This is a genomic window from Ferriphaselus amnicola (assembly GCF_000974685.2).
Lineage (GTDB): Bacteria > Pseudomonadota > Gammaproteobacteria > Burkholderiales > Gallionellaceae > Ferriphaselus > Ferriphaselus amnicola.
Window position 1 is genome coordinate 457113 of the sequence record NZ_AP018738.1, and the last position, 23738, is coordinate 480850.

At 58.5% G+C, this 23738-nt stretch carries 20 protein-coding genes; 9 read left to right on the forward strand and 11 right to left on the reverse strand.

Translation table 11 applies throughout. The features are described 5' to 3' along the window. Positions 1-100: 100 nt before the first annotated feature. Positions 101-1909 (reverse strand): PglL family O-oligosaccharyltransferase, encoded by a 1809-nt coding sequence (locus OYT1_RS02115; protein ID WP_145983656.1) that lies wholly within the window; start codon positions 1907-1909, stop codon positions 101-103. Positions 1910-2406: 497 nt separating this feature from the next. Beyond that, entirely contained in the window at positions 2407-3006 is a 600-nt protein-coding gene (locus tag OYT1_RS02120; RefSeq protein WP_062625550.1) for an arylesterase, read from the reverse strand. Here OYT1_RS02120 and OYT1_RS02125 point away from each other — a divergent pair. The 5 genes from OYT1_RS02125 to queA all read left to right on the forward strand — a co-directional run bounded on the left by OYT1_RS02125 (position 3005) and on the right by queA (position 11871). Continuing rightward, a complete protein-coding gene (locus tag OYT1_RS02125) occupies positions 3005-3697 on the forward strand; it encodes an ABC transporter ATP-binding protein (RefSeq protein ID WP_232013212.1) in 693 nt (230 codons plus the stop codon). The genes OYT1_RS02120 and OYT1_RS02125 overlap by 2 nt on opposite strands. Before the next feature lie 12 nt (positions 3698-3709). Then, positions 3710-4099, forward strand: a complete 390-nt coding sequence (locus OYT1_RS02130) for an endonuclease domain-containing protein (RefSeq protein WP_062625548.1) — start codon at positions 3710-3712, stop codon at positions 4097-4099. Continuing rightward, complete coding sequence (locus tag OYT1_RS02135; RefSeq protein ID WP_062625547.1) at positions 4096-6594, forward strand: ABC transporter permease; 2499 nt, start codon at positions 4096-4098, stop codon at positions 6592-6594. Before OYT1_RS02130 ends, OYT1_RS02135 begins: the two co-directional genes overlap by 4 nt. A 117-nt stretch (positions 6595-6711) precedes the next feature. After that, positions 6712-10749 (forward strand): PAS domain S-box protein, encoded by a 4038-nt coding sequence (locus OYT1_RS02140; protein ID WP_062625546.1) that lies wholly within the window; start codon positions 6712-6714, stop codon positions 10747-10749. Positions 10750-10854: 105 nt separating this feature from the next. Then, the gene (queA, locus tag OYT1_RS02145) at positions 10855-11871 is read left to right on the forward strand and encodes a tRNA preQ1(34) S-adenosylmethionine ribosyltransferase-isomerase QueA (protein ID WP_062625545.1); all 1017 of its coding nucleotides are present in this window, start codon (positions 10855-10857) and stop codon (positions 11869-11871) included. 75 nt (positions 11872-11946) lie between these two features. On the opposite strand, the gene OYT1_RS02150 is transcribed toward queA, so the two are convergent. Continuing rightward, positions 11947-12219, reverse strand: a complete 273-nt coding sequence (locus OYT1_RS02150) for a hypothetical protein (protein ID WP_145983657.1) — start codon at positions 12217-12219, stop codon at positions 11947-11949. A gap of 284 nt (positions 12220-12503) precedes the next feature. On the opposite strand from OYT1_RS02150, the gene surE reads away from it, so the two are divergent. From surE to OYT1_RS02170, 4 genes are read left to right on the forward strand one after another with little or no spacing between them, the layout of a single operon-like run. Next, positions 12504-13265 (forward strand): 5'/3'-nucleotidase SurE, encoded by a 762-nt coding sequence (gene surE / locus OYT1_RS02155; protein WP_062625543.1) that lies wholly within the window; start codon positions 12504-12506, stop codon positions 13263-13265. Beyond that, positions 13262-13918: a protein-L-isoaspartate(D-aspartate) O-methyltransferase gene (locus OYT1_RS02160; RefSeq protein ID WP_062625542.1), complete on the forward strand. Its 657-nt coding sequence runs from the start codon at positions 13262-13264 to the stop codon at positions 13916-13918. The genes surE and OYT1_RS02160 overlap by 4 nt, the downstream gene beginning before the upstream one ends. Positions 13919-13920: 2 nt before the next feature. Continuing rightward, entirely contained in the window at positions 13921-14922 is a 1002-nt protein-coding gene (locus OYT1_RS02165) for a peptidoglycan DD-metalloendopeptidase family protein (protein ID WP_062625541.1), read from the forward strand. After that, the gene (locus OYT1_RS02170; protein WP_062625540.1) at positions 14919-15770 is read left to right on the forward strand and encodes a radical SAM protein; all 852 of its coding nucleotides are present in this window, start codon (positions 14919-14921) and stop codon (positions 15768-15770) included. Before OYT1_RS02165 ends, OYT1_RS02170 begins: the two co-directional genes overlap by 4 nt. A 39-nt stretch (positions 15771-15809) precedes the next feature. On the opposite strand, the gene OYT1_RS02175 is transcribed toward OYT1_RS02170, so the two are convergent. The 8 genes from OYT1_RS02175 to OYT1_RS02205 are packed head-to-tail and all read right to left on the reverse strand — an operon-like array spanning position 15810 to position 23696. Beyond that, complete coding sequence (locus OYT1_RS02175) at positions 15810-16445, reverse strand: PilW family protein (RefSeq protein WP_172588497.1); 636 nt, start codon at positions 16443-16445, stop codon at positions 15810-15812. Continuing rightward, the gene (locus OYT1_RS02180) at positions 16442-17983 is read right to left on the reverse strand and encodes a hypothetical protein (RefSeq protein WP_062625538.1); all 1542 of its coding nucleotides are present in this window, start codon (positions 17981-17983) and stop codon (positions 16442-16444) included. The genes OYT1_RS02175 and OYT1_RS02180 overlap by 4 nt, the downstream gene beginning before the upstream one ends. After that, a complete protein-coding gene (locus tag OYT1_RS13535) occupies positions 17980-18282 on the reverse strand; it encodes a hypothetical protein (protein WP_062625537.1) in 303 nt (100 codons plus the stop codon). Before OYT1_RS13535 ends, OYT1_RS02180 begins: the two co-directional genes overlap by 4 nt. After that, positions 18269-18826: a hypothetical protein gene (locus tag OYT1_RS02185; protein ID WP_062625536.1), complete on the reverse strand. Its 558-nt coding sequence runs from the start codon at positions 18824-18826 to the stop codon at positions 18269-18271. Before OYT1_RS02185 ends, OYT1_RS13535 begins: the two co-directional genes overlap by 14 nt. Further along, positions 18823-20181, reverse strand: a complete 1359-nt coding sequence (locus OYT1_RS02190; protein WP_062625535.1) for a hypothetical protein — start codon at positions 20179-20181, stop codon at positions 18823-18825. Before OYT1_RS02190 ends, OYT1_RS02185 begins: the two co-directional genes overlap by 4 nt. Next, positions 20178-21374: a type II secretion system F family protein gene (locus OYT1_RS02195; protein WP_062625534.1), complete on the reverse strand. Its 1197-nt coding sequence runs from the start codon at positions 21372-21374 to the stop codon at positions 20178-20180. The genes OYT1_RS02190 and OYT1_RS02195 overlap by 4 nt, the downstream gene beginning before the upstream one ends. Beyond that, positions 21374-23068 carry a GspE/PulE family protein gene (locus OYT1_RS02200; RefSeq protein ID WP_062625533.1) on the reverse strand — a complete coding sequence of 565 codons (1695 nt, stop codon included), beginning with the start codon at positions 23066-23068 and terminating at the stop codon, positions 21374-21376. The genes OYT1_RS02195 and OYT1_RS02200 overlap by 1 nt, the downstream gene beginning before the upstream one ends. After that, positions 23055-23696 carry a tetratricopeptide repeat protein gene (locus OYT1_RS02205; protein WP_062625532.1) on the reverse strand — a complete coding sequence of 214 codons (642 nt, stop codon included), beginning with the start codon at positions 23694-23696 and terminating at the stop codon, positions 23055-23057. Before OYT1_RS02205 ends, OYT1_RS02200 begins: the two co-directional genes overlap by 14 nt. Between the last annotated feature and the right edge of the window lie 42 nt (positions 23697-23738).

Below are 23738 nucleotides of genomic sequence, written 5' to 3' on the forward strand. Positions count from 1 at the left end.
TTTTTTGGCTGGGAATGTGACATATTGTCGCACCCTGTTTAACTTGTTGATTCTTTTGGTGGGTGGGCGCGAAATTAGGCATTTCTTGCGGATTGGTGCCTCACTTGGCTGACTGCTCGGTCGGCGCTGTTTGTTTGGGTGCTCCGATGAGGCGCTGGCGTTCGATGAACTTGGCATCGGCGAATTCGCGTAGAGGGACGAGGTGCTCCGGGTCTTGGAAGATCAGGAACGGCAAGGCGTTGCGCACGACTGGGTAGCGTTTGGGGTGCGCCCAGATGGCGCGTTCCATCATGGCGCGGGCTTCGTCCATGCGTCCTTGCACCGCGAGCAATACGGCGACCCGATAGCCCAGCGTGTCCACGGGCGCGAAGCGCAAGGCCGGTTCGCTGTAGTGCAGTCGCACGGCGGGGTCGTTGATGCCGAAGGGGGCGGACGAGGACATGAACAGGTCGGCATAGGGACGCATCAGCAGGTCGGCATCCATGACTTTCATCGCGGCTTCGACACGTTGTTCGTATTCTTCGGGATGGCCTTCGATCTTGGGTTCGGTCAGGTGTACCAGATGACCGTAACCGAGTTGGGTCTGGTACAGCGCCCAGCTTCCACCCAGTAAAATCACCACGGCCATCGCTGCGCCGATGCGTTTCATCTCGAACTTGAAGCTGGCGTTGTCGAACACGCCCAAGAGGATGGCGGCGATGCCGAGGAAAGGGGCGTACCACAGCGGGTATTCGAGCAAGGAATGGATGCCGAGTACCAGCAGCAGGCCGTAGCCCCAAGCGTGGTCGAGTGTGGTGGGCTGTTTGCGCTGGCCTTGCCACCAGAAGAAGAGGGCGATCACGAGCAAAGCCAATCCAACCAAACCCGTCTCAGCCGCCAGTTGCATCACGAAGTTGTGGGCGTTGCTGCCCATTTCGTCAGGAGTGGGATTGTGTAGTTGCGCACCTAGCAAGAAGTGTTGCCATGCGAATTGCCCGAAGCCTGCTCCGAACCACGGATAGTGCATGAAGATGGTTGCCGCCTCGCGCCAGAGATAGAGGCGCACCGAGTAACCGTCGGTTTGGCTCATTTTGGCTAACGGGGTGGTCAGCCCGCCTTCGAGTTGCACCGCGCCGTGCAGCAGCGCAAAGATGGGAAGCAGTAAGGCGGAGTAGATGAACAGCGGGCGCAAGGCTTGATCGCGTCGCTGCCAAAGGTAAGCAGCACATGCAAGCGCGGCTAAATAGAGCCAACCACTGCGCGAACCGGAAAGCACCATGCCGTAGAGCAAGGGCAAGGCTAGAGGGGTGGTCAGCCAAGGCTTGAGCAGGGGGCGGCTATGCAGCAATCCCAGCGAAACTAAGCCGAGCGCAAGGTAATCGCTGAAGGAGTTGGCTTGGCCGAAATTGCCGTTCACGGTGCCGGTTGCTTCGCCCCACAGTACGAAGCGGTTCAGCGGTGTGTTCCAGTGGAAATGCTGGAAGAGGCCAGTTGCTGCCTGCAATTCAGCGCCGACCAGCAAAAATATCGCCAACGTATTGACTAGTGCGGACAAGCCCAAGGCTTCGCGCAGGCGGCGTCCCAGCAGTATCAGCAGGATCGCCCACAGCAGATAGAGCGCGACGGTGAGCGCATGTCCAGTGTACGGGATCAGTCCCAGCCAACGTTGCAAGAACACTAGCAAGATCAGCCCAGCAGGCAGGAACACACTACGTGGAATGTCTTGTTTGTCCCAACTCTTGGGCAATAGCAGAAGCACCAGTGCCGCCAACCCGAGCGCAAACGCATCCCACTCGGGATAGAACGAGGCGCGTGGGCGGAAGTGGCGGAAATCCAGTCCCGGCAACACCCACATCAATCCGACGCACAGTAAGCTAAAGGTTTGCAGCGAGGAAAACAGCGTAAGGGAGCGGAGGCGTTGGATGTTCAAGTTGGTCGAGATTCAGCAAGAGAGTTGGAAAAGCCAAGTCTGTCGCCAGAAAGGGAGTCGGGAGGAGACCTTAGGGGGTTGACGGCGACTTGGCGGTGTGGACTTTAACTGTAACTTCGGCGTTTGGGAATGCGGCAAATTGTCGCAGGCGACGAAAAAATGACAGCCACTTGATTCAGTGGCTGTTGCCTTAACGGCGGAATCGAGGAGCGGGCTGGTCGAGATTCGGCGGCTTGGTATTGGCTGCGCCGACTCGTTGGGCTAAGTCGTCGTTCGACGACTCGGCTAATGGGGTGCTTCAGCGTCCGCCCCCGGTGATAACGGACGCTTAGGCACGGTATAACAAACTACAGGAGAAAACTCGCAGACGGCATCCATTCGAGCAGATGAGGTCAGGAGGAGACTACTAAAATCATCTGCCGTCTGCGAGTGGGGTGAACTATACGGGTAGAAAATCCTTTTGGGAATGCGGCATATTGTCGCACCCACTCAAATGCTTAATGTGTGGCGGTCGGCGTGCGAAGTTCCTTCAGAACATTGCGCATTATCTGCGCTTGCGCGGCGGCGGTCGGGTGCAGATTGTCGGCTTGGAATTGCTCTGGCGGTACGCCTTCCAACAAATATGGAACGCGCGCAGCGTGGTATCGTTCCGCTAGTGTCGGATAAAGCTGACGGAAGGCGCCGGTGTAGTCCACGCCGTAGTTTGGCGGTAGCTGCATACCCAGTAGCATGACCTTGGCTTTGGCGCGTTGTGAGCGGCGGATGAGTTCGGCAAGATCAGTTTCGATCTCGGCGATGGGCCGACCGCGCAGTCCATCATTCGCACCCAGCTCCAAGATCACGATGTCGGGGCGATGTTGGCGCAGCGCTGCATCCAGCCTGCGCAGCCCACCCGCCGTGGTTTCGCCGCCGACGCTGGCGTTGATCACCTGAAGATCCGGTCGCGCTTGTTGCAGCAAGGCCACCCACCCCTTTTCGCGCGGAATGCCGTAAGCTGCGGAAAGGCTGTCGCCGAAGACGAGAAGGGTTTGCGCGGCGCCGAGCGTCGGCAGGCACACGACGAAAAACAGCAGTAATTTGAAGATGGGGAGTCTCATGGCGACGATTGTGCGGGCAGACAATCTAGGTAAGCAAGTGGAAAGTGGCGGACAGCCGCTGGTCACCCTGAATAAGGTTAGTTTCAGCATCGAGGCGGGCGAAAGTCTGGCGATCTTGGGTGCCTCCGGCTCCGGCAAGTCCACCTTGTTGGGATTGTTGGCCGGGCTGGATGTCCCTAGCAGCGGCACGGTGGAATTGGACGGCGAAGACATCTTCGCCTACGGCGAAGATCAGCGCGCCCGTTTGCGTGGCCGACTTTCCGGCTTCGTGTTCCAGTCCTTCCAACTGCTGCCTGCACTCACCGCGCTGGAGAACGTCATGTTGCCACTGGAACTACGCGGCCAGCGCGACGCTCGTCAACAAGCCGAAGCCGTGCTGCAACGCGTTGGCCTCGCGCACCGCTTACATCATCTGCCCAAGCACCTCTCCGGCGGCGAACAGCAACGCGTCGCCATCGCCCGCGCCTTCGTCGTCCAACCCAAGATCCTGTTCGCCGACGAACCCACCGGCAACCTCGACGCCAACACAGGCGCACAGATCATCGAACTGCTGCTGGAACTCAATCGCGCGCAGGGGACTACGCTGATCTTAGTGACTCACGACGAAGCATTGGCCCAACGCTGCGGCCGACAATTGCGACTGGAAGCGGGGCGGGTAGTTTCCCCTCGCCCGTTTACGGGAGAGGGGTAGGGGAGAGGGGCGATGAGTCTGCTGGATAATGCTAAATCACTACGCAGTAACCAGACGGATACCGAGCAACGGCTCTGGTATCACCTGCGCGCCCATCGCTTTATGGACTTGAAGTTCAAGCGGCAGAAGCCTCTCGGGCGCTATGTGGTCGATTTTGTGTGCTTGGAGGCAAGACTGGTGATTGAGCTCGATGGAGGGCAACACATGGAGCAGGTTGGCTACGATCGGGTGAGAGATGCGTGGTTGAAAAGCCAGGGATTTACGGTGTTGCGATTTTGGAATAACCAGTTGGTGAATGAGATGGAAGCCGTGTTGGAGCGCATTCGGTTGGTGGTGGAAAGTAGTACCCTCTCCCCCAGCCCCTCTCCCACAAGTGTGAGAGGGGAGGCGCACTCCGAATGATAGTACTTTCCCTCAATCTCCTCCGCCGTGACTTTCGTGCTGGCGAATGGCGCGTGCTGCTGGTTGCGCTGGTGCTTGCCGTGGCCAGCATCGCTACGGTCGGTTTGTTCGCTGATCGGGTACGGCAGGCTTTGCAGTCCGAGGCGCATGCCTTGCTGGGAGCTGATCTGCGGCTGAGTTCGACGCGGGAGATTCCGGCGGCGTATCGGGATGAGGCGCTGCGGCGCGGCTTGCGAGTGGTGGCGACGGCGACGTTCCCCAGCGTGGTGAGGCATGGGCAGCAGAGCGTGCTGGCCGAATTGCTGGCGGTGGAGGCTGGGTATCCGTTGCGCGGCAATATTGTGATTGATGCGGGCAACGGTATGGCTGCGCCCTCACCCCAGCCCTCTCCCAATGGGAGAGGGAGCGACAGCATTATTCCCCAGCCCGGCACGGCTTGGGCGGACGAGCGTTTGCTGCGTCGTCTAGGTTTGCAGCTGGGTGATACGTTGGACGTTGGGGCGCTGCATCTGCGTCTTTCGGCGCGCGTGGTGCGCGATGTGGATCAGTCGGTAGGCTTTGCCAGTTTTGCGCCGCGCGTGACGCTGAACGCCGCCGACTTGCCTGCCAGCGGTCTGGTGCAGGAAGGCAGTCGCATCAGTCATCGACTGCTGTTCGCGGGTGACGCGGCGCAGGTGTCAGCGTTGCGCGCTTGGTTGGAAACGCGGCTGGGCGTAGGCGAGAAGCTGGAGGATGTGCGCGATGCACGCCCCGAGATCCGCATCGCGCTGGAACGCGCAGAGCATTTCCTTGGGCTGGCCGCGCTCACCGCTGTGGTGCTGGCCGGCGTCGCGTTGGCGCTGGCGGCGCGCCGCTTCATCACCCGCCACCTTGATACCTGCGCGGTGATGCGCTGCCTCGGCGCCAGTCAGTCGCAGGTGCTGGGCATCTTTTTGCTGCAATTCCTGTTGCTCGGACTGGGCGCAGTGCTGTTGGGCAATCTGCTCGGTTATGCGGCGCAGGCGGCGCTGGTGCAAGCCATTCCTTCGATGCGCGAAGCGGCCTTGCCCGCGCCCGGCGGCTTGCCCTTGGCGCAAGCTTCCGCCAGCGGCATGGCGCTGCTGCTGGGCTTCACCTTCTTGCCGCTGTGGCAGTTGAAACAAGTGCCGCCGCTACGCGTCATCCGTCGTGAACTCGGTGCGCCGAGCGGCAGCACGACTTTACTCTACCTCTCCGGTGCGGCGGTGCTGAGTGCGCTGTTCTTGTGGCAGGCCGGTTCGCTGAAACTGGGGTTTTCGGTGCTGGGCGGGCTGGTGGTCGGGCTGCTGGGATTTGGTGCGCTGGCTTGGCTGCTGTTGCGCGGGTTGGCGAAATTGCCACTGGCTGGACACCACGCTTTCGCCAACCTCGCCCGTCACGGGCGCAGCAATGCGGTGCAGATCGTGGCGCTGAGTCTGGGCGGCATGGCGCTGCTGAGTTTGACGCTGGTGCGCGACGACTTGCTGCAAAGCTGGCAGGGACGGCTACCGCCGGACGCGCCGAACCGTTTTCTGGTCAACATTCAGTCAGATCAAACCGATGGTCTGCGTGAGCTGTTCGTACAGCAAGGCTTAGCTATACCGGATTTGTTTCCTATGGTGCGCGGACGTTTGGTGGCGATCAATCAGCGTCCGGTGACAGGCGACGACTACCCCGAGCCGCGTGCGCGCAGCTTGGTCGAGCGCGAATTCAATCTGTCTTGGGCCGACACATTGCCGGTGGGCAGCGAGATGGTGAGTGGCGCGTGGTGGACCAATCCACCTGCCACGGGTGGCCAACTCTCCGTCGAAGAAGGCATCGCCAAAACGCTCAACATCCGCCTCGGCGATACGCTCACTTACGATGTGGCGGGCGAGTCGTTCAAGGCGCAGGTGGTGAATCTGCGCCGAGTGCAGTGGGATTCGATGCGGGTGAATTTCTTCGTCATCGCCGCACCCGGCTTGTTGGAAAACTTCCCCGCCAGTTACATCACCAGCTTCCATCTGCCGCCGGTCAAATTGGCCGCCGAAGTCGCACTGCTGGAGCGCTTCCCCAATGTGCTGGTAATCGATACCGGCGCGGTGCTCGCCCAAGTGCGCGCCATCATCGACCAGATCACGCAGACGCTGGGCGCGGTGTTCCTGTTCACTTTGCTGGCCGGACTGTCGGTGCTGTACGCCGCGCTACTGGCGACGCAGGACGAGCGCATCCAGCAAGCCGCCATCCTGCGCACGCTGGGCGCGGACAGTCGTTACCTGCGGCGGCTGCATCTGACCGAATTCGCTGTGCTGGGCGGACTGAGCGGCGCATTCGCAGCGGCGGGCGCGGAGTTGCTAGGTTACGTGCTGGCTCGGCAAGTGCTCGATCTGCCGTATGAGCTAGACGGACACGTCTTTTTGCTGGGAGTGCTCGGTGGTATGGTGATCGTGATGCTGGCTGGGTGGCTTAATTCGAGAAAATTGATCAATTATTCCCCGCGTCGTTTATTGGCTGATTGAGCTTGCGGATGCGGGGGTTTTTGTCCGATACTGACACGGTCGCGTTGAATTGATTGAGCTGAAAGGGCTACGGGTTCAGGTTCTGCTTGCAGCTAGGCATCTGACCCAACTTCGAAAATGACTGATGCGTATGATCTTGAGCGCAGACTCCGCGAGTTAGAGCGCGAGAATCAATGGCTACTCGCACAGATCGAGCAACATAAGGCGCGTTCCCCGCAGACGAACGATGCGGCGCTGGATTTCATCCAGAATCACGATCTGCGTAAGATCCTCGACCACATGCCGTCCATGATCGGCTATTGGGACAAGCATCTGATCAACCACTATGCGAACCAGACGTATATGGACTGGTTCGGTCTCAGGCCCGAGCAGGTCATTGGGCAGCACATGATCCAAGTCATCGGCCACGAGCGTTATCAATTCAATTTGCCCTATATCCAGGGCGCATTACGTGGCGAAACCCAAGAGTTCGAGCGGGAGATACCGTCACCGGATGGCATCAAGCGGTATTCACTGGTGCACTATATCCCCGATGTGGTGGCGGGAGAGGTGCAGGGATTCTTTGTCGAAGTATCCAATGTGACATCCATCGTTCATGATGAAGCGGGTATCCACGAGCGAGAAAATATCCTCAGTGAGCTGTATGCCTTATCGCCTTTGGGCATCACACTCACTGATCCAAATGGGAAGTACATCGAGTTCAACGAGGCGTTCCTGCGCCTGACTGGCTATAGCGAGGAAGAACTCAAAGAGGGCGATTTCTGGGCGCTGACACCCCCTGACTTCCAAGTGCAGGACATACTTCAACTCGATGTTCTGTGGCAGACCGGCCGTTATGGCCCCTACGAGAAACAGCTGATCCGTAAAGATGGCAGTCTGTTGCCGGTGCGCTTGAGTGGGTTCCAGCTAAAGCGCGATGGGGTGAATTACACGTGGTCATTGATCGAGGATATTAGCGACCGTGTGAAAGATGCCGCACGCATCCAGTCATTGAGCCAACGCTATCAATTGTTGTTCGATGAGCTGCCTGATAGTGTGGTGCTGATCGATATTTCAGGGAAGGTCATTGGTTGCAATCAAGCCGCCTTGCGTGAATATGGCTTTAGCGAATCCGAGATGCTCGAGCTGCATGTCCCTGATTTCGAGGCTAAGGAAGATCCTGCGCGAGTCGAGCAACATAAACGCCAGATCATGAAGACTGGCCGAGATCGGTTTATCACGCAGCATCGCAAACGTGATGGCAGCATCATCGATATCGATGCTTCGGTGGTGATCGTCGAGCTGCCGGGGGGCGAGCCAATCTTCCAGTGTGTGTTCCACGACATCACTGAACACAAACAGTGGGAAGCCTACATGTTGCAAGTCGAGGAACGGCTTGAGCTGGCGCTGGAAAGCGCCGAGGCGGGGACATGGGACTGGGATATCGTCACCGGTGAGCTGCTCACCTCACTGCAATGGTCGGCCATGTTGGGCTATCAGCCGGGAGAGTTGCCGCAGAATATCTCGGTGTGGGAATCTCTTTGCCATCCAGCAGATATGCCTGAGGCCAAGCGCTTACTGGAAGCCCATTTCAAGGGTGAGCTACCTCATTACGAATTCGAGCATCGGTTGCGTCATAAGAGTGGCGAGTGGATATGGGTATTGGGTAAGGCCAAGGTGGTTAAGCGCGATGAGCATGGCCAAGCTCTGCGCATCATCGGAATCAACACCAACATCACGCAGCGTAAGCAGACCGAGATGTCGCTGTTGAGCGAGAGTCAAAAGAATGCTGCGTTACTCAAGGCAGCGAGCGATGGGTTACATATCCTCGATAGTCGCGGCTATTTGATTCAGGCCAGTGACTCATTTTGCCGCTTATTGGGCTACCAGGCTGATGAACTTAAGGGCGCAAACGTGCTGAGCTGGGATGTTGAGCTGAAATCCCTCGAAGATTTTGTCGATAAGGTCAGCAGCTTTCCCTTGGAAGGCGCTACCTTTGAAACTCAGCAGCGTCGAAAGAATGGCGAGGTCATTGATGCCGAGATCTCCGCCGTTCGGCTGGTCATCGACGATCAACAAATGATCTACTGCTCCGCGCAGGACATCACGCTGCGTAAACAGGCAGAGGCTCAATTGCGCGACCGCGAGGCCAAGCTCAGAGCGATTCTCGATAACATGCCTTATATGGTCTGGCTGAAGGATATGTCGGGGCGTTATGTCGCGGCGAATCGCTTGTTCGCCGAAGCCGCAGGTCTGGCAAGTATCGATGAATTGATAGGTAAGGTGGATACAGAGGTGTGGCCAAATGAACTATCGGCCCGTTACCACTTGGATGATTTGGAAGTGATCTCGACCCGCAAGCAACTCATGCTGGAGGTGAAGAGCGTCAGCAATGGTAACGAGATATGGCTTGAGGCATTCAAGTCGCCGATTATCAATGAAGATGGGGAGTTGATCGGTACTACGGGTGTGGCGCGTGATATCACTGAGCGCAAGCGTATAGAAGAGTCGTTGAAGATATCCAGCTTGGTGTATCAGGCCAGTAGCGAAGCGATGCTGGTCACGGATGCAGACAACAATATCATCGATGTCAATCCGGCATTTTCCAAAATCTCTGGTTACACGCTGGACGAGGTGAAGGGGAGGAATCCCCGTATGTTCCGTTCAGGAGTGCACGATCAGGCGTTCTATCGCGCGATGTGGGAGACGCTGCTAACACGGGGCACTTGGTTCGGCGAGCTTTGGGATAAGCGCAAGAACGGTGAGACCTACGCCAAACAACTGACGATCAATACCATCCGTGACAAGTCGGGCAAGATCAGTCGCTACATCGCATTGTTTTCCGACATCACTGAGAAAAAGAAATCTGACCAGGTGATCTGGCATCAGGCCAATATCGATGCCTTGACCCAGCTGCCTAATCGGCGATTGTTCATCGATCGCTTAGAGCAAGACATCCGCAAAGCACATCGCAACGGCAGTACCTTAGCCTTGTTCTTTATCGACTTGGATCGCTTCAAGCAGATCAATGACACGCTCGGACATCAGGCTGGCGATTTGTTGCTGATCGAGGCCGCACGACGTATCAGCCTGTGTGTGAGGGAGTCGGATACCGTGGCGCGTCTGGGGGGCGACGAGTTCACCGTCATCTTGCCTGATCTGAACGAGAGTAGTCGTGTCGAACGTGTAGCCAGCGCCATTATTGACGAGCTGTCGAAGTCGTTCGAGTTGGGGGCGGACATCGCTTATGTCTCGGCCAGCATCGGCATCACTATCTATCCGAACGATACGCAGAATGTAGAGGGCCTACTGAAGTGTGCTGATCAGGCCATGTATGCAGCTAAAGATAGCGGTCGCAACGCATACTCTTACTTTACCCCGTCGATGCAGGAGTTCGTGCTTGAGCGTCAGGGGCTTAGCAACGACCTGCGTCTGGCTTTAGCTAAGAACGAATTGGAAGTGTATTTTCAGCCTATCGTCGAGATCGCCACTGGCCGTACCTTCAAGGCAGAGGCCCTGCTACGCTGGAAGCATCCGCGTCTCGGCATGGTGAGTCCGGTCGAGTTCATTCCTTTGGCAGAAGAAACGGGAATGATTCACTCGATTGGGAATTGGGTGTTCAAGCAGGCTGTTTCTACGGCGAGTCGCATACAGCAAGAGCTGGGTATTGCAGTGCAGATCAGCGTGAACAAATCGCCGATTCAGTTCAGTCGCCACCCAGAAGAGTTCGATTTTTTGAAATTCCTTGAAGCACAGGCTGTTTCGGGGGAAATTGTCGCAGTAGAGATCACGGAAGGCCTGATCCTGAATTCCGATAACGTGGTCCAAGACCGCTTGCACCAATTCCGTGATGCGGGTGTGCAGGTTTCCATCGACGACTTCGGCACGGGATTCTCATCCCTAGCCTACATCAAGAAATTCGACATCGACTACTTGAAGATCGACCAGTCCTTCGTCCGCAATCTTGGGCAAGACAACAGCGATCTGGCACTGACCGAGGCCATCATTGCGATGGCTCATAAGCTAGACATCAAGACCATTGCGGAAGGCGTGGAAACAAGCACGCAATTGCAAATTCTGAAAGCCTGCGGCTGTGATTTTGCTCAGGGCTACTTCTTTGCTCGGCCATTGCCTGAAGCCGATTTCAAAAGCTGGTTACTCGATAACAGACCGTGACTATGAATGACGGCGCGCGAGGGATATTTGCATCGGCGGCTTCCGGTTTGATTTGATAACATACGGCCACTTTTTTCCAGCCAGCTTCGCGCTGGCTTTGTAGTGATGCGCACCGACCTGTTTGACTTTCACCTTCCCGAAGAACTCATTGCCCAGCACCCCCCGGCGCAGCGCGGCGGCAGCCGTTTGCTGCATGTGGCGGGGGCGGCGCTGACGCATCGGCAGTTCGCCGATCTGCCGACTTTGCTACGTCCCGATGACTTGCTGGTGCTGAACGACACGCGCGTGCTCAAGGCGCGGCTGTTCGGACAGAAGTCGAGCGGCGGGCAGGTGGAGGTGTTGGTGGAACGGGTCACGGGCGAGCATGAGGTATTGGCGCAGGTGCGCGCGAGCAAGTCGCCCAAGCTGGGCAGTCGCATCGTACTGGCAGGCGAATTGGAGGTGGAAGTGCTGGGGCGCGAGGGCGAGTTCTTCTGCTTGCGCTTCTTGAGCGACGATTCGGCCTACGAATTGTTGGAGCGTTATGGCAAGCTGCCACTGCCTCCCTACATCACCCACGCGGCGGGCGAGGAGGATGAGTCGCGTTACCAGACGGTGTTCGCCCGTGAACCCGGCGCGGTGGCCGCGCCCACCGCCGGACTGCATTTCGATGACGCGATGCTGGCGAAGCTGCGCGCTCAAGGCGTGCGCAGCGCCCACGTCACCCTGCATGTGGGCGCGGGCACGTTCAAGCCGGTGCGTGCCGAAAACGTCAGCGAGCACGTGATGCACAGCGAACGCTATTCCATTCCACAAGCCACGGTGGACACCATCCGCGAAACCCGCGCCCGTGGCGGGCGAGTGGTGGCGGTGGGCACGACCAGCTTGCGTGCGCTGGAAAGCGCAGCGGCTCAGGCCGAATTGCAAGCGGGCGAGCGCGAGACCAACATCTTCATCACCCCCGGCTACCAGTTCCAAGTGGTGGACGTGCTGCTGACCAACTTCCACCTGCCGCGCTCCACCTTGCTGATGCTGGTGTGCGCTTTCGGCGGCATGGACAACCTGCTGGCCGCCTACCTTGAGGCTGTGGCGCAGGGCTATCACTTCTTCAGCTACGGCGATGCCATGCTGATCGAACGGTGAGTTTGGAACGTGCTGATACACACCGGCATGGGAATGTTGGGATGTAAGAACTGCCCCTGCTGCTCAGGATTCAGGTTATAGCAAGCCAGCCTTTTTAGATAAATCCAGTATCACAAATGTGATGAATATTAAAAGCATCACTCTCCCACCCCATCCGTTCTGAATAAACAGCCTTAATAGAAATGCTGTAAAGCAAATAATAAATACAATTTTGAATGCCAGTACAGGCGCTGGTATATCAAGCTTCGCAGTTATGCCCAGTCCAAGCACCCACATGACAAAAACAAATAAGAACGCCTTAAGGTCACTCAAGTAATTTAGCAGGTAAACTATCTTTTGCTTGTTCATAGCACCTCCTCTCAGGAGAAAAAATTGGAGGCAAGTCTTACATTCACGCCCGTCTCCCCGCTTAATTGCCCAGCTGACCGTGGCGCACGGTACGCCGAAGTGATTCACCATTTTCTGCATTGTATCGTCACCAGTGGCCTATGCAGCAACCTTGTTTCTGGTCGCCTACCGCGGCGATGCCATGCTGATCGAGCGGCAAGTTCGCACGGCATAAGTTCCGTGGCGCACGCGCGACCGTGTACAATGGCGCGCAATAAAAACAGCGGCAATCCTGCACTTTTCCGATGCACATTCTGATTAGCAACGACGACGGTTATTTCGCGCCCGGACTGGAGTGTCTGGCGGATTTCCTATCCGAGATCGCCGAGGTGACGGTGGTGGCGCCGGAGCAGAATCGCTCGGGAGCGTCCAACTCGCTGACGCTGGATCGCCCGCTGGTGCTGCGCCGCGCCTTCAATGGTTTCAACTACGTCAATGGCACGCCGACCGACTGCGTGCATCTGGCCGTGACCGGGATGCTGGAAAGGAAGCCGGACATGGTGATCTCGGGTATCAATGCCGGTGCCAACATGGGCGATGACACGATCTATTCCGGCACAGTTGCGGCAGCGACCGAGGGCTATCTGCTTGGCGTGCCGTCCATTGCGGTGTCGCTGGTGGGTGGGCGCAAGCTGAATCATTACGAAACTGCCGCGCGCGTGGTGGTCGAACTGGTGCATCGGGTCAAGCTGAATACGCATAGCGTGCCTTGGCTGCTCAACGTCAATGTGCCCGATGTACCTTACGAACAACTGCACGGCATGCAAGTGACCCGGCTGGGCAAGCGCCATCAGGCCGAATCGGCGGTCAAATGTCACAGTCCGAGCGGTGAGGCGATGTTCTGGGTAGGCGCAGCAGGACAGGCGCAGGACGCTGGGCCGGACACCGATTTCTTCGCGGTCGAGCATGGGTTCGCTTCCATCACGCCGTTGCAGATCGATTTGACGCATTACAGCCAACTCGATGCCGTGCGTCACTGGATGAATGCTGGAAAGGATGTCGCATGAACGTGCGCCACAGCGGCATAGGGATGACTTCCGCGCGCACGCGCAATCGTATGATCGAGCGTCTGCGCACGCAGGGCATCACCGACGAGGTGGTGCTAGCCGCGATGAACTCGGTGCCGCGCCACATGTTCGTGGACGAAGCCTTGGCGACGCGGGTGTATGAAGATGTCTCCCTGCCCATCGGTCACGGCCAGACCATTTCCCAGCCTTACATCGTGGCGCGCATGATCGAAGTGCTACGCAACGGTCGTTCGCTCAATCGCGTGTTGGAGATCGGTACTGGGCGCGGCTATCAGGCGGCGGTGCTGGGACAAGTGGCGCGCGAGGTGTTTTCGGTCGAGCGCATCAAACCGCTGCATGACATCGCCGTGCTGTGTCTGCGCGAGCTGGGCGCGCGTAACGTCAGTTTGCGTTATGCCGATGGCGGCATGGGTTTGCCGGAGATCGCGCCCTTCGATGCCATCATCATGGCGGCGGCGGCCACCCATGTGCCGCGCGAACTGTTGGCTCAACTGGCTGTGGGCGGGCGCATGGTGTTGCCGCTCGGCTCGCAGGAACAGATGTTGTATTTGATCGAGCGCGAGGAGCAAGGCTTCCGCCAGACCGCGCTGGAACCGGTGAAGTTCGTTCCTTTGCTGGCAGGGAAATCGTGAGTATGAAAATCAGACTGATCGCTTTGACTCTGTTGAGTGCATTGGCGTTGAGCGCCTGCGGTAGCAGCAAACAGCGTGCGGTGGTGGTCGATCGCACCGAGGCTGCGAAGCCGAGTTCGCCTGTGTCTTCCGTTATGCCGAAAAAAGCCAACCCTGCCGCTAGCGACTGGCGTCCGAACGTGCATGTGGTCAAGAAGGGCGACACCATGTACAGCATCGCCTTCAACTACGGCCTCGATTACCGCGAATTGGCTGAGCTGAACGGCATCGAAAACCCATCCAAGATCAACATTGGACAAGAGATACGCTTGTTCCCAGAAGGCAAGGGTGCACTAGCCAAGGCGGGCGAGGAGTCGCCAGCGGGGGGCGAACCGGTCACGAAGCCGGTTGCGGCGGAGATCTTGGTGAAGACCTCGCCTAAGGCGATCAAGTTGCCGTATTCCGAACAAGCGCTGGCGCAACTCGAAGCTATGCCGGATTGGAGTAAGTCTGCCCAAGTCGCGCCCGTGAGCGTCGCCAAGCCTGCGGTTGAAGCTAAGCCGGAAACTCCGCCCGTAGTCGCCGTTCCTGCGGCGACCTTGCCTAAGTCCGAAGCTGCGCCAGTGGCCGAGGATTCTGGCTCTGGCGATGAGCTCGTTTGGCTGGCACCGACCAGCGGCAAGGTCATCGGCGAATACTCGGAAAGTGCTAACCGCAAAGGTGTGGACATCGCGGGCAAAGCGGGGCAGCCGGTGTATGCCAGCGCGGCGGGCAAAGTGGTGTATAGCGGCAGCGGACTGCGCGGCTACGGCAAGCTCATCATCATCAAGCACAACAAGACTTACATCAGCGCTTACGCCCACAACGACAAGATTCTGGTCAAGGAACGCCAGCAGGTGGCCAAGGGCGACAAGATCGCCGAGATGGGTAATTCCGATTCCGAGCAGGTGAAGCTACACTTTGAAATTCGCAAGTTCGGCAAACCGATCGACCCGTCCAAACTGCTGCCGCCGATCAAGCCTTGAGCGAGCAAGCGCTTTCCACTACCGATCACGACCGCGATAGCGCCGGACTGCGTTACGTCTATCCCGTCATCTCGCGTCGCGCGGGCGGCGTTTCGGTCGGCATCAACCTCAATCCCAACAATGCCTGCAACTGGCGCTGCCTATATTGCCAAGTTCCAAATCTCAGCTTAGGTAGCGCACCACCGGTGGATCTGCCGTTGCTGGAACAGGAACTGCGTGGTTTTCTGCACGAGTTGCTGCACGGCGATTTCATGGCAAGCCGTGTGCCGGAAGGCATGCGCCGTATCAACGACATCGCGCTGTCCGGTAACGGTGAGCCAACCAGTGCAGCGGAATTCGCTGAGGTCATCGCGTTGGTCGGTAAGTTGAAAACCGAATTCGGGCTGGCCGAGCAGAAGCTGGTGCTCATCACCAATGGCAGCCTGATCCATCGCGACAATGTGCAGCAAGGCTTGCGGCGCATGGCCGAATGCAATGGCGCAGTCTGGTTCAAACTTGACCGCGCCAACGAAGCCGGAATGCTCGCCATCAACGACACCCGCACCACGCTGACTAAAGTCCGCGAAAACCTCAGCACGGCCATCTCACTTTGCCCGACTTGGATACAAACTTGCTGGTTCGCTTGCGATGGGAATGCACCTGCGGCGGAAGAAGAGGATGCCTATCTGGACTTTCTTTTCGGCCTGTTGAGCGACGGCATCCGCCCACAAGGCGTCTTGCTCTATGGTTTGGCGCGCCCTTCGCTGCAACCGGAAGCAGCGCGCCTCTCGGCGTTGTCGTTGGCGCATCTGGAACGGTTCGCGGAGCGTATCCGTTCTGTCGGAGTCGGCTGTCAAGTCAGCGCTTAGTCCGTGTTGGTGGGCTGCATCGCTTTGGTTATTAGGGCTTTACGGTAAGCGCCCCGCTGCGACCAGTCGCTCATACAGTTGCGGGCGGGATAGCCAGATCAGCTGGTCGTCAAAGTCAGGTGACACATCATCGTTCTGGTAGATGCCGCTGCTGGGCTCGAAGTTCGAATTGTGGCCATCTGGCTGTGAGTTCTGGCCGGCAGAGTAGATGATGGCGAGTGGGCGTTCGGTCGTGGTGGTCTGAATGTTGCCAGCGCTATCGAGGATGCTCAGAGCGTCAGCCGAGAAATTGGTGCTGAGTGTGATGGCCGCACCGGCGAAGTTACGATCCACTCGGTAGCGCCAGTAGTTGCCCCACCCATCGGTTTCCGTAACGCCTAGCGTCTTCCACGGCAGTCGCCCTTCTGTGCTGGGGGCGCTGTTGCAACTGGTGGGAGCAACTCCGTAGCTGCTATTGGCCGGATCGCTCACGGTGCTGGGGCAGGGGAGAAAACCGTAGATCACCGCGTGGCCCAGTAGCGCATGGCGGATATCTTCCAAGGCTAAGCGGCTCTCGTTGAGGTGCTGTTGCTCCCGTTGTGCGGCCAGCGGCAGAAGCAAGCTGGCACCGAGGAGGGCGACGATGAGTAGCACGATCGATAACTCGACCAAGCTGAAGCCGCGAATTGGTCTCATCGGCATAAATTCTTCCCATCCAGACACACAACCAAGTCATTGACCCGCCCACTTTCCGTATCGATGCGACGGTAACTCTCAAAGCTAAGGGCGGGCGAGGTGTGTAGATTGGTGCCCTCCAGCCAAGTCACGGGCGGTTCGGCACTGGGTTGGCGTGGCGTTTGTCCTGCCAGCGCTGATCCACCGACCACCACCATCGCACGATATTCGCCGTCGCCATTGAGGCGCAGGCAGGTCGCACCCGCGACACAGCCGCTGCCATCAGGATGAGCCCCTTCGGCGACTTGATAGAACACTTCGTTGCGCCAGTGGTTCCAATAGCTGCTGCCGACATGGCTACAACTGGTCGGCCAGCCGATCGACATGCCGCTGTCGAGTGGTATGCCGTTGACGATCAAACCGTTGATGGTGGATTGCAGAAGTGCGCGAACGGTGGCGATCGTGCTGCTCGGCGGTGAGAGTGCGAGCGCTTGTGTGGCGATGCCCGTGTCGTTGGCGAGGGTGGTAACGCTGCTGGGAAGGGCGGGCGATGAACTGGTGCTGATGGCGAGGGCACTGCCTACTAGCGAGAGTCCAGCCGCTTGTAGCGCGCTGCGACTGGCAATGGTGTTGCTGGTGGCGTAGCGATCCAGAGCGAATTGTAGTGTGGCTAGCGCATCGAGCAGGGCGTTCACATTGCTATCGGAGATCTCGGCCTTGAGCGGTCTCGGCTGGGATGGGATGCGGCCATAGTGCTTACTCACTGTGGCGCGATAACTCAAAGTATCGGTGATCGAGGCTGCCCACGGGTAACGTGCCGATGAGACGGCGGCGTAACTGTCGAGGCAGGCTTTGACCTCGCGGGCGATGCGCTGGGCGGTGAGTGCTAGCAGTTCTTGGCTGGAGATCGGTAGGACTTGATCGTTATAGTCAGCATCGTGGATGAGGGATTGAAAACTCAGATTGCGGCTGCTCTTGGTGTTGAGTGCCGCGTTGCCAGCGTCGAGATAGTTGGCGGCACACAAGGTTTCTGCCAGTGTGCTACCCGTGGTCACGCATGCGGCGGAGTTGCTCGCAGAACGACTTTGGCCGGACTGCGCGTGACCGGCGGCGAACAGTACGGCGGCCAGCGCGTTATCGCTAGGCCAGCCGCTCAAGGTCAGATCGCCGATCCTGTCGCTGTTGATGGCGTTCGAGTTGTCGTCACGAAAATTGCGGGAGAGCGCATACCACAAGGGCTCGTTATCACCGTCCAGAGGCTCGGGGATGCCTAGCGTCTTGTACGGTACTCGGCCTATGTAATACGGACAGTCGTTGCCGGAAAGTAGGTCGGCGCTACCATCCCCATTCGCATCGGGGCAGGGCAAACTGCCGGGCAGGCTGGCATCCGCAGCCGCGCGTCCTAGCAATACACGTTTGACCTCAGCGAGCATCGCAGCACTGCGCTGCTGTCGCTGGCTGGCTTGGGCAGCATGACCGAGTGTGGCGAGCAGTGCGCTCATGCTGCCCAGCACCAAACAGCACAGCAAGACCATCAGCACCATGCCACGCTGCCTCATGGCACACGTTCGCCGACCTTAATGCGCACGGCGGGATGCCCCGACTGTGCGAAAGGCTGACTGTCTGGTTGAACATCGCTGGCGTGTAGTTCGGCTTGGTTATCGAGCCAGATCGTGCGCCCGCTGCCGTGCTTTTGTACGATACCGTTGAGCATGGGCGAGGATGAGGTGGTCGCTTTGCCTCGTTCAAGTTGTTGGCGTTGCTCTGGGGTATAGAGCAGGCGTCCAAGTTCTTGGGCATGCGAGTGGCTCGCTATGCAGATGCCGAGACTGATACAGACGCACTCAATGGTTCGCATGGGATTTCACCGTGAGCCAGCCACCGGAGCAGTCGGCATGCAGAGCATCGTCGGCAGGCTCAATGGAACAGCGTTCCAGCATGAACCAGCCATGCGCACGCAGCCCATCGAGTAAGTCCAGCAAGCGACCTTCGTGTAACAGTTCGAGCTGAAGATTCACGGGGAGCAGCGTCAGTTCGAAGGGTGTGCTTGCTTGTGCTGAGTAGGGATGTGGCGCGGACAGGTTGTAGTGCATATCGATTGCGAAAGGGCGTTGCTGTTCGATGACGATGCCAAAGTTCGGGGAGATTTCGCCGAGGACATGCCTCTCTTGTAAGCTGCGATAGAGCGCCGCGTAGGCGGGCAAGACGAGAGCATCGTTGCGGGCGGTGGCGAGAGCGTGGTGGGCGGCGCTGAGTTGCTGGTGTGCCGACTGAAGTTGTCGTCGAGCGTGTTCAAGTTGCCGTTGACTGAGCACGACACTGGTAGCTGCGATGACCACAGCCAGCGACACGGCGAGCAAACTGCCGCGCAAATCGGTAAGTCTAGGCAGGCGCGACATCATCCGTCCATATTCCAGCGTAGTTGCAGTACGGCAGTCGTATCACCACGCTGCAACTCGGTGACTTGGTAGCCGCGACTCGTCAAAGTAATTCGAAATTGGCTCAGTTGTTCGGTGGCTTCGGCCTCAGTCATCAGATAGAGCATCAGGGTCGAAATTCGCGCATCGTTCTGCCATTCCAGTGTATTCAGTTGCAGCGCGGGGAATTCGGTCAGTGTTTGCGCGAGGCCGGTCAATATGACCTGCGGTGGCGCTTGATCCAGTGATTGCAGTAGCGTGATCGTGGTTCGGATGTCTGCGGCGGAAGAGGGTAACGCGCCGATGCTCTGTTCGATCTGGGCTGCCTGAGACTGCAAGCGCTGCGCCTGTTGCCGCAGAGTTGCGATCTCGCCATTTTGCCGTTGAGCGTGCCACAGATTGGATGCTCCCCAGAGGATCCCGGCGGCAGCGAGCAGAGCGGCTAACACCTGCAAGGTTCGACGGGTGTTGCGTTGGCGAAAACGCAGGGTCAGCGGATCGGGAGCATATTGGCGCGTGGGCGCTTGGGTGGCGAGCAGATGCAGGAACAGTGGCGTGGCATCCGAACTTGCTAACGGGGTCGAGAGCCCCAATCGTTGTGCGACCTCGGTGATGTCCAGATGCAGCAAGGGTAAGTCGGGATCGGGGGGCGCGCTGGTTATCAGCTCCTGCCAGACGTCGTCGCGGCACAGCACTGTCAATGGCAGTGCTTGGTCGCGTGGTAGCAGACGGCGGTTGAGTAGATAAGGGCGAGTCTGCCAGGCTTCCGCTTTCGCTCGTTCGGTTAGGCTGTTACCGGGAGCTAGGCGCGAGAAGCGCAGTCTGCCTTTATAGAAGTAGCTGGTGCGCAGTCCCGCATCGGCGTCCAGCGTGACCAATAGTTGGCGTTCCAACTCGCTGCCTTTCATTAGGAGGCTGGTCAGGTGCGCTGCCGAGTAGATGCCCGCCAAGGGAATGCGGCGAGCTTCGATGACCTCCAGCCAAGGCGCCAAGCGCGTCGGCTGTGTCAGCGCCGAATACAGCATCTCGTCATCTTTACCGATCTGAGTCTGCTTGAACTGCTTCACCACCATGCGCAACGGCGTGTCGGGAAAGTGGCTGGCGAGGCGCTGTATCGCGGCGGCGTAATGATCCTGATCGTTGATGTGCGGCAAACCTTCGTAGTGGAACTCTTCCTCGGTCAGATCGACCAGCATCCAGATCGGATGGCGATGCTGCGTCAAGTAGGTGTCAAACTCAGCCACTGTGCTGAAGGGGGTCGGTGCGGCACAGCCCTCCGGCGTCCATGGCCATGCGGTGAGCTGGTGGTCGGTGAGTAGAAGTAGCGTCTTGCGTTTCATCGGATGTTCACTTGGCTGATGATGTCGTAGATGGGCAGCAGCATGGCGAGCATGACCCAGCCTAGGATCAGACCGAGGAACACCGTCAGCGCCGGCTCGAGCAGGGTTTGCAGGCGGCGGATGGAATCGTGGACTTCGCGTCCGTAGAAATAGCTGACGTTGAGCAGTGCCTGATCCAAGTTGCCGGTGGCTTCGCCCACCTTGAGCATCTGCAACACGAGCGGCGGAAACAGGCCAGTGTGCTGGAAGCTTTGCGTCAGCGTTTGGCCGGATTCGACTTCGTCGGCGATGCGCTTCAGTCCGTTGGCGATGACGCGATTACCCGCCAGATCGCGGCACAGGGCGAGGCAATCCAATACGCTGATGCCGGCGGCATAGAGCAGGGCGAAGGTATTGGCGAAGCGCGCCAGAATGATCTTGCGCAGAATGCCGCCGAGCAGCCATAGGCGCAGCTTCATCGCATCCAACCGCACATGCCAATCAGCATGGCGTGACCACTGAAATCTGAGCAGTACGACTAGCACCACGAGAGTAATGGGCGGCACGAACCAGAACTGGCGGAGCCATTCGGAGGCGGTCAGCAAAAGGCGAGTCTGCAACGGTAACGTTTGGCCGAAGCTTTGGATGACGCTCGCTAGTTGCGGCACCAGCCAGATCAGCAGGAACAGGGTGATGGCGCCCACGATGATGGCGACGAAGGTAGGGTAGAGCAGCAAGTTGCGGGTGTGAGCTGAGAGTTCGTCTTGCCATTTCAGCGTATCAGCGAGTTGGCGGAACACCTCAGGTAAGCGCCCGCTCTCTTCGCCTGCGTGGATCAGACTGATGCAGACCGGATCGAAGGTGGTCGTATGTCGTGCCAAGGCTTGCGACAGAGGTTTGCCGTTGGTTACGCCTTCCAGCACGTCTGCCACGACTAAGCGCAGTGGGCCATCCACGCTGTCACGCAGTCCACCCAGCGCATCCAATAGCGGCACACCGGCGCGGCTGAGCTGTTCCAGCGTGAGAAAAAAAGTGATGAGTTCACTGCGCTTGACCTTGGGGCGGAGAAAACTGAGTGGGTTGTGGCGGGCGCGGATGAGTTGCAGGCCAAGGTCGCGCAAGCGCCGATCCAGTTCGCCCAAATCGGCGGCCTCCAGCCAGCCTCGACTCAGTTGGCCGTTCGCATCCATCGCTTTGTAGGCGTAGTGCGCCATCACACGCCTCGTTCGGTGAGATCGACCACGCGCATCACCTCTTCGAGTGAGGTGATGCCTGCCAAAACTTGCTGGCGGGCATCCTGTGCCAGTGGGCGAAAGCCATGCTCTTGCGCTAGACGCTTGATAGTGCGCGGGCTGGCGCGCTGTGCGATCAGCTCATCCAATTCCCCATCCAGCTTGAGCAATTCCATCAACGCTCGCCGCCCTGAATAGCCTTGTTGCTGGCAATGCTCGCATCCTGTCGGACGAAACACGATGGCCTGTTGCTCGGCGGGCAAACCCAGCAAGCGATTTTCTTCAGCATTGGGCGAGTACGGCTGTTTGCAATGCGGGCACAGCACTCGCACCAGCCGCTGGGCGAGGATGCCGATCAGATTCCCCGTTAGGATGTCGGGCAGGATGCCTAGGTCGAGCAAGCGCGGAAGTGCACCGATGGCGGAGTTGGAGTGCAGGGTTGCATACACCTGATGGCCGGTCATGGCGGCGCGGAAGGCCATCTCGGCGGTGGCGTGGTCGCGGATCTCACCGACCAAGATGATGTCAGGGTCTTGCCGCATGATCGAGCGGATGCCATTGGCAAAATCCAGTTTGGCGGTCTCGTTCAGCGAGGTCTGGCGTATCTGCGCGATGGGGTATTCCACCGGGTCTTCCAGCGTCATGATGTTGAGTGACGCACGATTGATGTGGCTGAGGATGGAGTACAGCGTGGTGGTCTTGCCGCTGCCGGTAGGGCCGGTGACCAGCACGATACCTTCCGGCTTGGCGATGATCTGCTGCAAGGTAGTCAGCGCGGCGACATTTAGGTCGAGCTGATCCAGTGGCACGATGCCTTTTTGCCGGTCGAGGATGCGCAGCACCAGATTCTCGCCGTGCAGGGTGGGGTGAGTGGCTGCGCGGAAGTCGATGGCGCGGCCAGATAAATTCAGTGAGAAATGCCCATCCTGCGGCGCGCGCGTTTCGGCGATGTTCATGCCACTCATCACTTTCAGTCGCACCAGCATGGTCGGCCAAAAACTGCGGTGGACGTTGTGCATCTGGCGCAGCACGCCATCCAGCCGGTAACGGATGCGCAGAAAACTGCTTTCCGGCTCGAAATGGATATCGGAAGCTCCTTGTTGTACCGCCTCGTTGAGCATCGCATCGATCAGCTTCACGAGCGGTTGGGCGGAGTCGTGACTGACTGCGACCGATGTCTGAGTCGCCGAGGTCTCCGGCTCGATCTCATGTAGCAGGCCGTCGATGGAATGTGTTGCGCCGTAATGCTGTGCGATGGCGCGCTGAAGGTCGGACGGGCTGGCGATGCGCGTGCTGAGACGGAATTCGTTATGTAGATAGGCGCGCAACTGGTCGAGCGCCACGACATCATTGGGGTCGCTCACTGCCAGCGATAGATGCTTGCTGTCCAGATTCACGGCCAGTGGCAGTAGGTGATGGCGTACCGCCAGTTCGCGTGGGATCAGTCGTAGTGCCGCCGGAGAGATCACGATGCAAGTGAGATCGACGCTTTCCTGCCCCAGTTTTTCTGCCAGCACGTCACGCAGGATACTTTCCGAAACGAAGCCGAGCTGTACGAGCAGACTGCCTAGCAATTGGTGGTGTTTGCCTTGCTCCTGCATGGCGATGTGCAACTGGTCGTCGCTGATGTGACCGAGTTGCCGTAGTAAATGCCCTAGTGGCTCAGTGGGAGTCATGGCGTTCAGGATTCAGTTGCTGGAGTCGCAGCGTGATGGCCCCGTGGTTGAAGGTGTTGCCCGACTTATCCAATTGCAAGGCGCGCAGGTAATTCTCTGTCGCCGCACGCGGCTGATTCAGATGGTCGAGGCAAATGGCGAGATCGAGCAAAGGTGCGGCTTCGTCGGGGGCGAGGCGATGGGCGTGCTTGAAGGCATCTCGCGCCTCACTCCAGCGCGACTGTTCGCCGTACAGCTTACCTAAGGCGAAATACAGTGCGGCACTATCGGGGTGTTGCTCCAGTAGTAGCTTGAGCGGACTTTCCGCAGACTCATCGTTGCCTATTAGCGTCAATCCTGAGTGAGCGATGGGATCGCGTGGATCTAGCGCCAATGTGCGTCCGAAATAGTTGCTGGCGAGGCGATCATCATTCTGCTGTAGGGCGATGGCGGCGAGGCCGAGCAGAGCGTCACGGTTGCGAGGCTCAGTGTGTAGTACATCAAGGTATTGTCGTTGGGCACTGGCTAAATCACCTTGGTGCCAAGTTTGCCAAGCGCTGGATAGTCGAGTGTGCAGCACTAGGCTGCTGGGGCGGCGCTCGATGTGGATCGAGGCTCTTTCGCTAGCAGCGATTGGCGTTGGCGTCATTGCGAGCGCGCATATCCCGATCGAGAGTAGTTTGGCTAGGTG

Coding starts and splice junctions, on each gene's coding strand:
- OYT1_RS02125 (WP_232013212.1), top strand. CDS start 3,005: ATGGCGACGATTGTGCGGGCAGACAATCTAGGTAAGCAAGTGGAAAGT.
- OYT1_RS02120 (WP_062625550.1), bottom strand. CDS start 3,006: ATGAGACTCCCCATCTTCAAATTACTGCTGTTTTTCGTCGTGTGCCTG.
- OYT1_RS02130 (WP_062625548.1), top strand. CDS start 3,710: ATGAGTCTGCTGGATAATGCTAAATCACTACGCAGTAACCAGACGGAT.
- OYT1_RS02135 (WP_062625547.1), top strand. CDS start 4,096: ATGATAGTACTTTCCCTCAATCTCCTCCGCCGTGACTTTCGTGCTGGC.
- OYT1_RS02140 (WP_062625546.1), top strand. CDS start 6,712: ATGACTGATGCGTATGATCTTGAGCGCAGACTCCGCGAGTTAGAGCGC.
- queA (WP_062625545.1), top strand. CDS start 10,855: ATGCGCACCGACCTGTTTGACTTTCACCTTCCCGAAGAACTCATTGCC.
- OYT1_RS02150 (WP_145983657.1), bottom strand. CDS start 12,219: ATGAACAAGCAAAAGATAGTTTACCTGCTAAATTACTTGAGTGACCTT.
- surE (WP_062625543.1), top strand. CDS start 12,504: ATGCACATTCTGATTAGCAACGACGACGGTTATTTCGCGCCCGGACTG.
- OYT1_RS02160 (WP_062625542.1), top strand. CDS start 13,262: ATGAACGTGCGCCACAGCGGCATAGGGATGACTTCCGCGCGCACGCGC.
- OYT1_RS02165 (WP_062625541.1), top strand. CDS start 13,921: ATGAAAATCAGACTGATCGCTTTGACTCTGTTGAGTGCATTGGCGTTG.
- OYT1_RS02175 (WP_172588497.1), bottom strand. CDS start 16,445: ATGAGACCAATTCGCGGCTTCAGCTTGGTCGAGTTATCGATCGTGCTA.
- OYT1_RS02180 (WP_062625538.1), bottom strand. CDS start 17,983: ATGAGGCAGCGTGGCATGGTGCTGATGGTCTTGCTGTGCTGTTTGGTG.
- OYT1_RS13535 (WP_062625537.1), bottom strand. CDS start 18,282: ATGCGAACCATTGAGTGCGTCTGTATCAGTCTCGGCATCTGCATAGCG.
- OYT1_RS02185 (WP_062625536.1), bottom strand. CDS start 18,826: ATGATGTCGCGCCTGCCTAGACTTACCGATTTGCGCGGCAGTTTGCTC.
- OYT1_RS02190 (WP_062625535.1), bottom strand. CDS start 20,181: ATGAAACGCAAGACGCTACTTCTACTCACCGACCACCAGCTCACCGCA.
- OYT1_RS02195 (WP_062625534.1), bottom strand. CDS start 21,374: ATGGCGCACTACGCCTACAAAGCGATGGATGCGAACGGCCAACTGAGT.
- OYT1_RS02200 (WP_062625533.1), bottom strand. CDS start 23,068: ATGACTCCCACTGAGCCACTAGGGCATTTACTACGGCAACTCGGTCAC.
- OYT1_RS02205 (WP_062625532.1), bottom strand. CDS start 23,696: ATGACGCCAACGCCAATCGCTGCTAGCGAAAGAGCCTCGATCCACATC.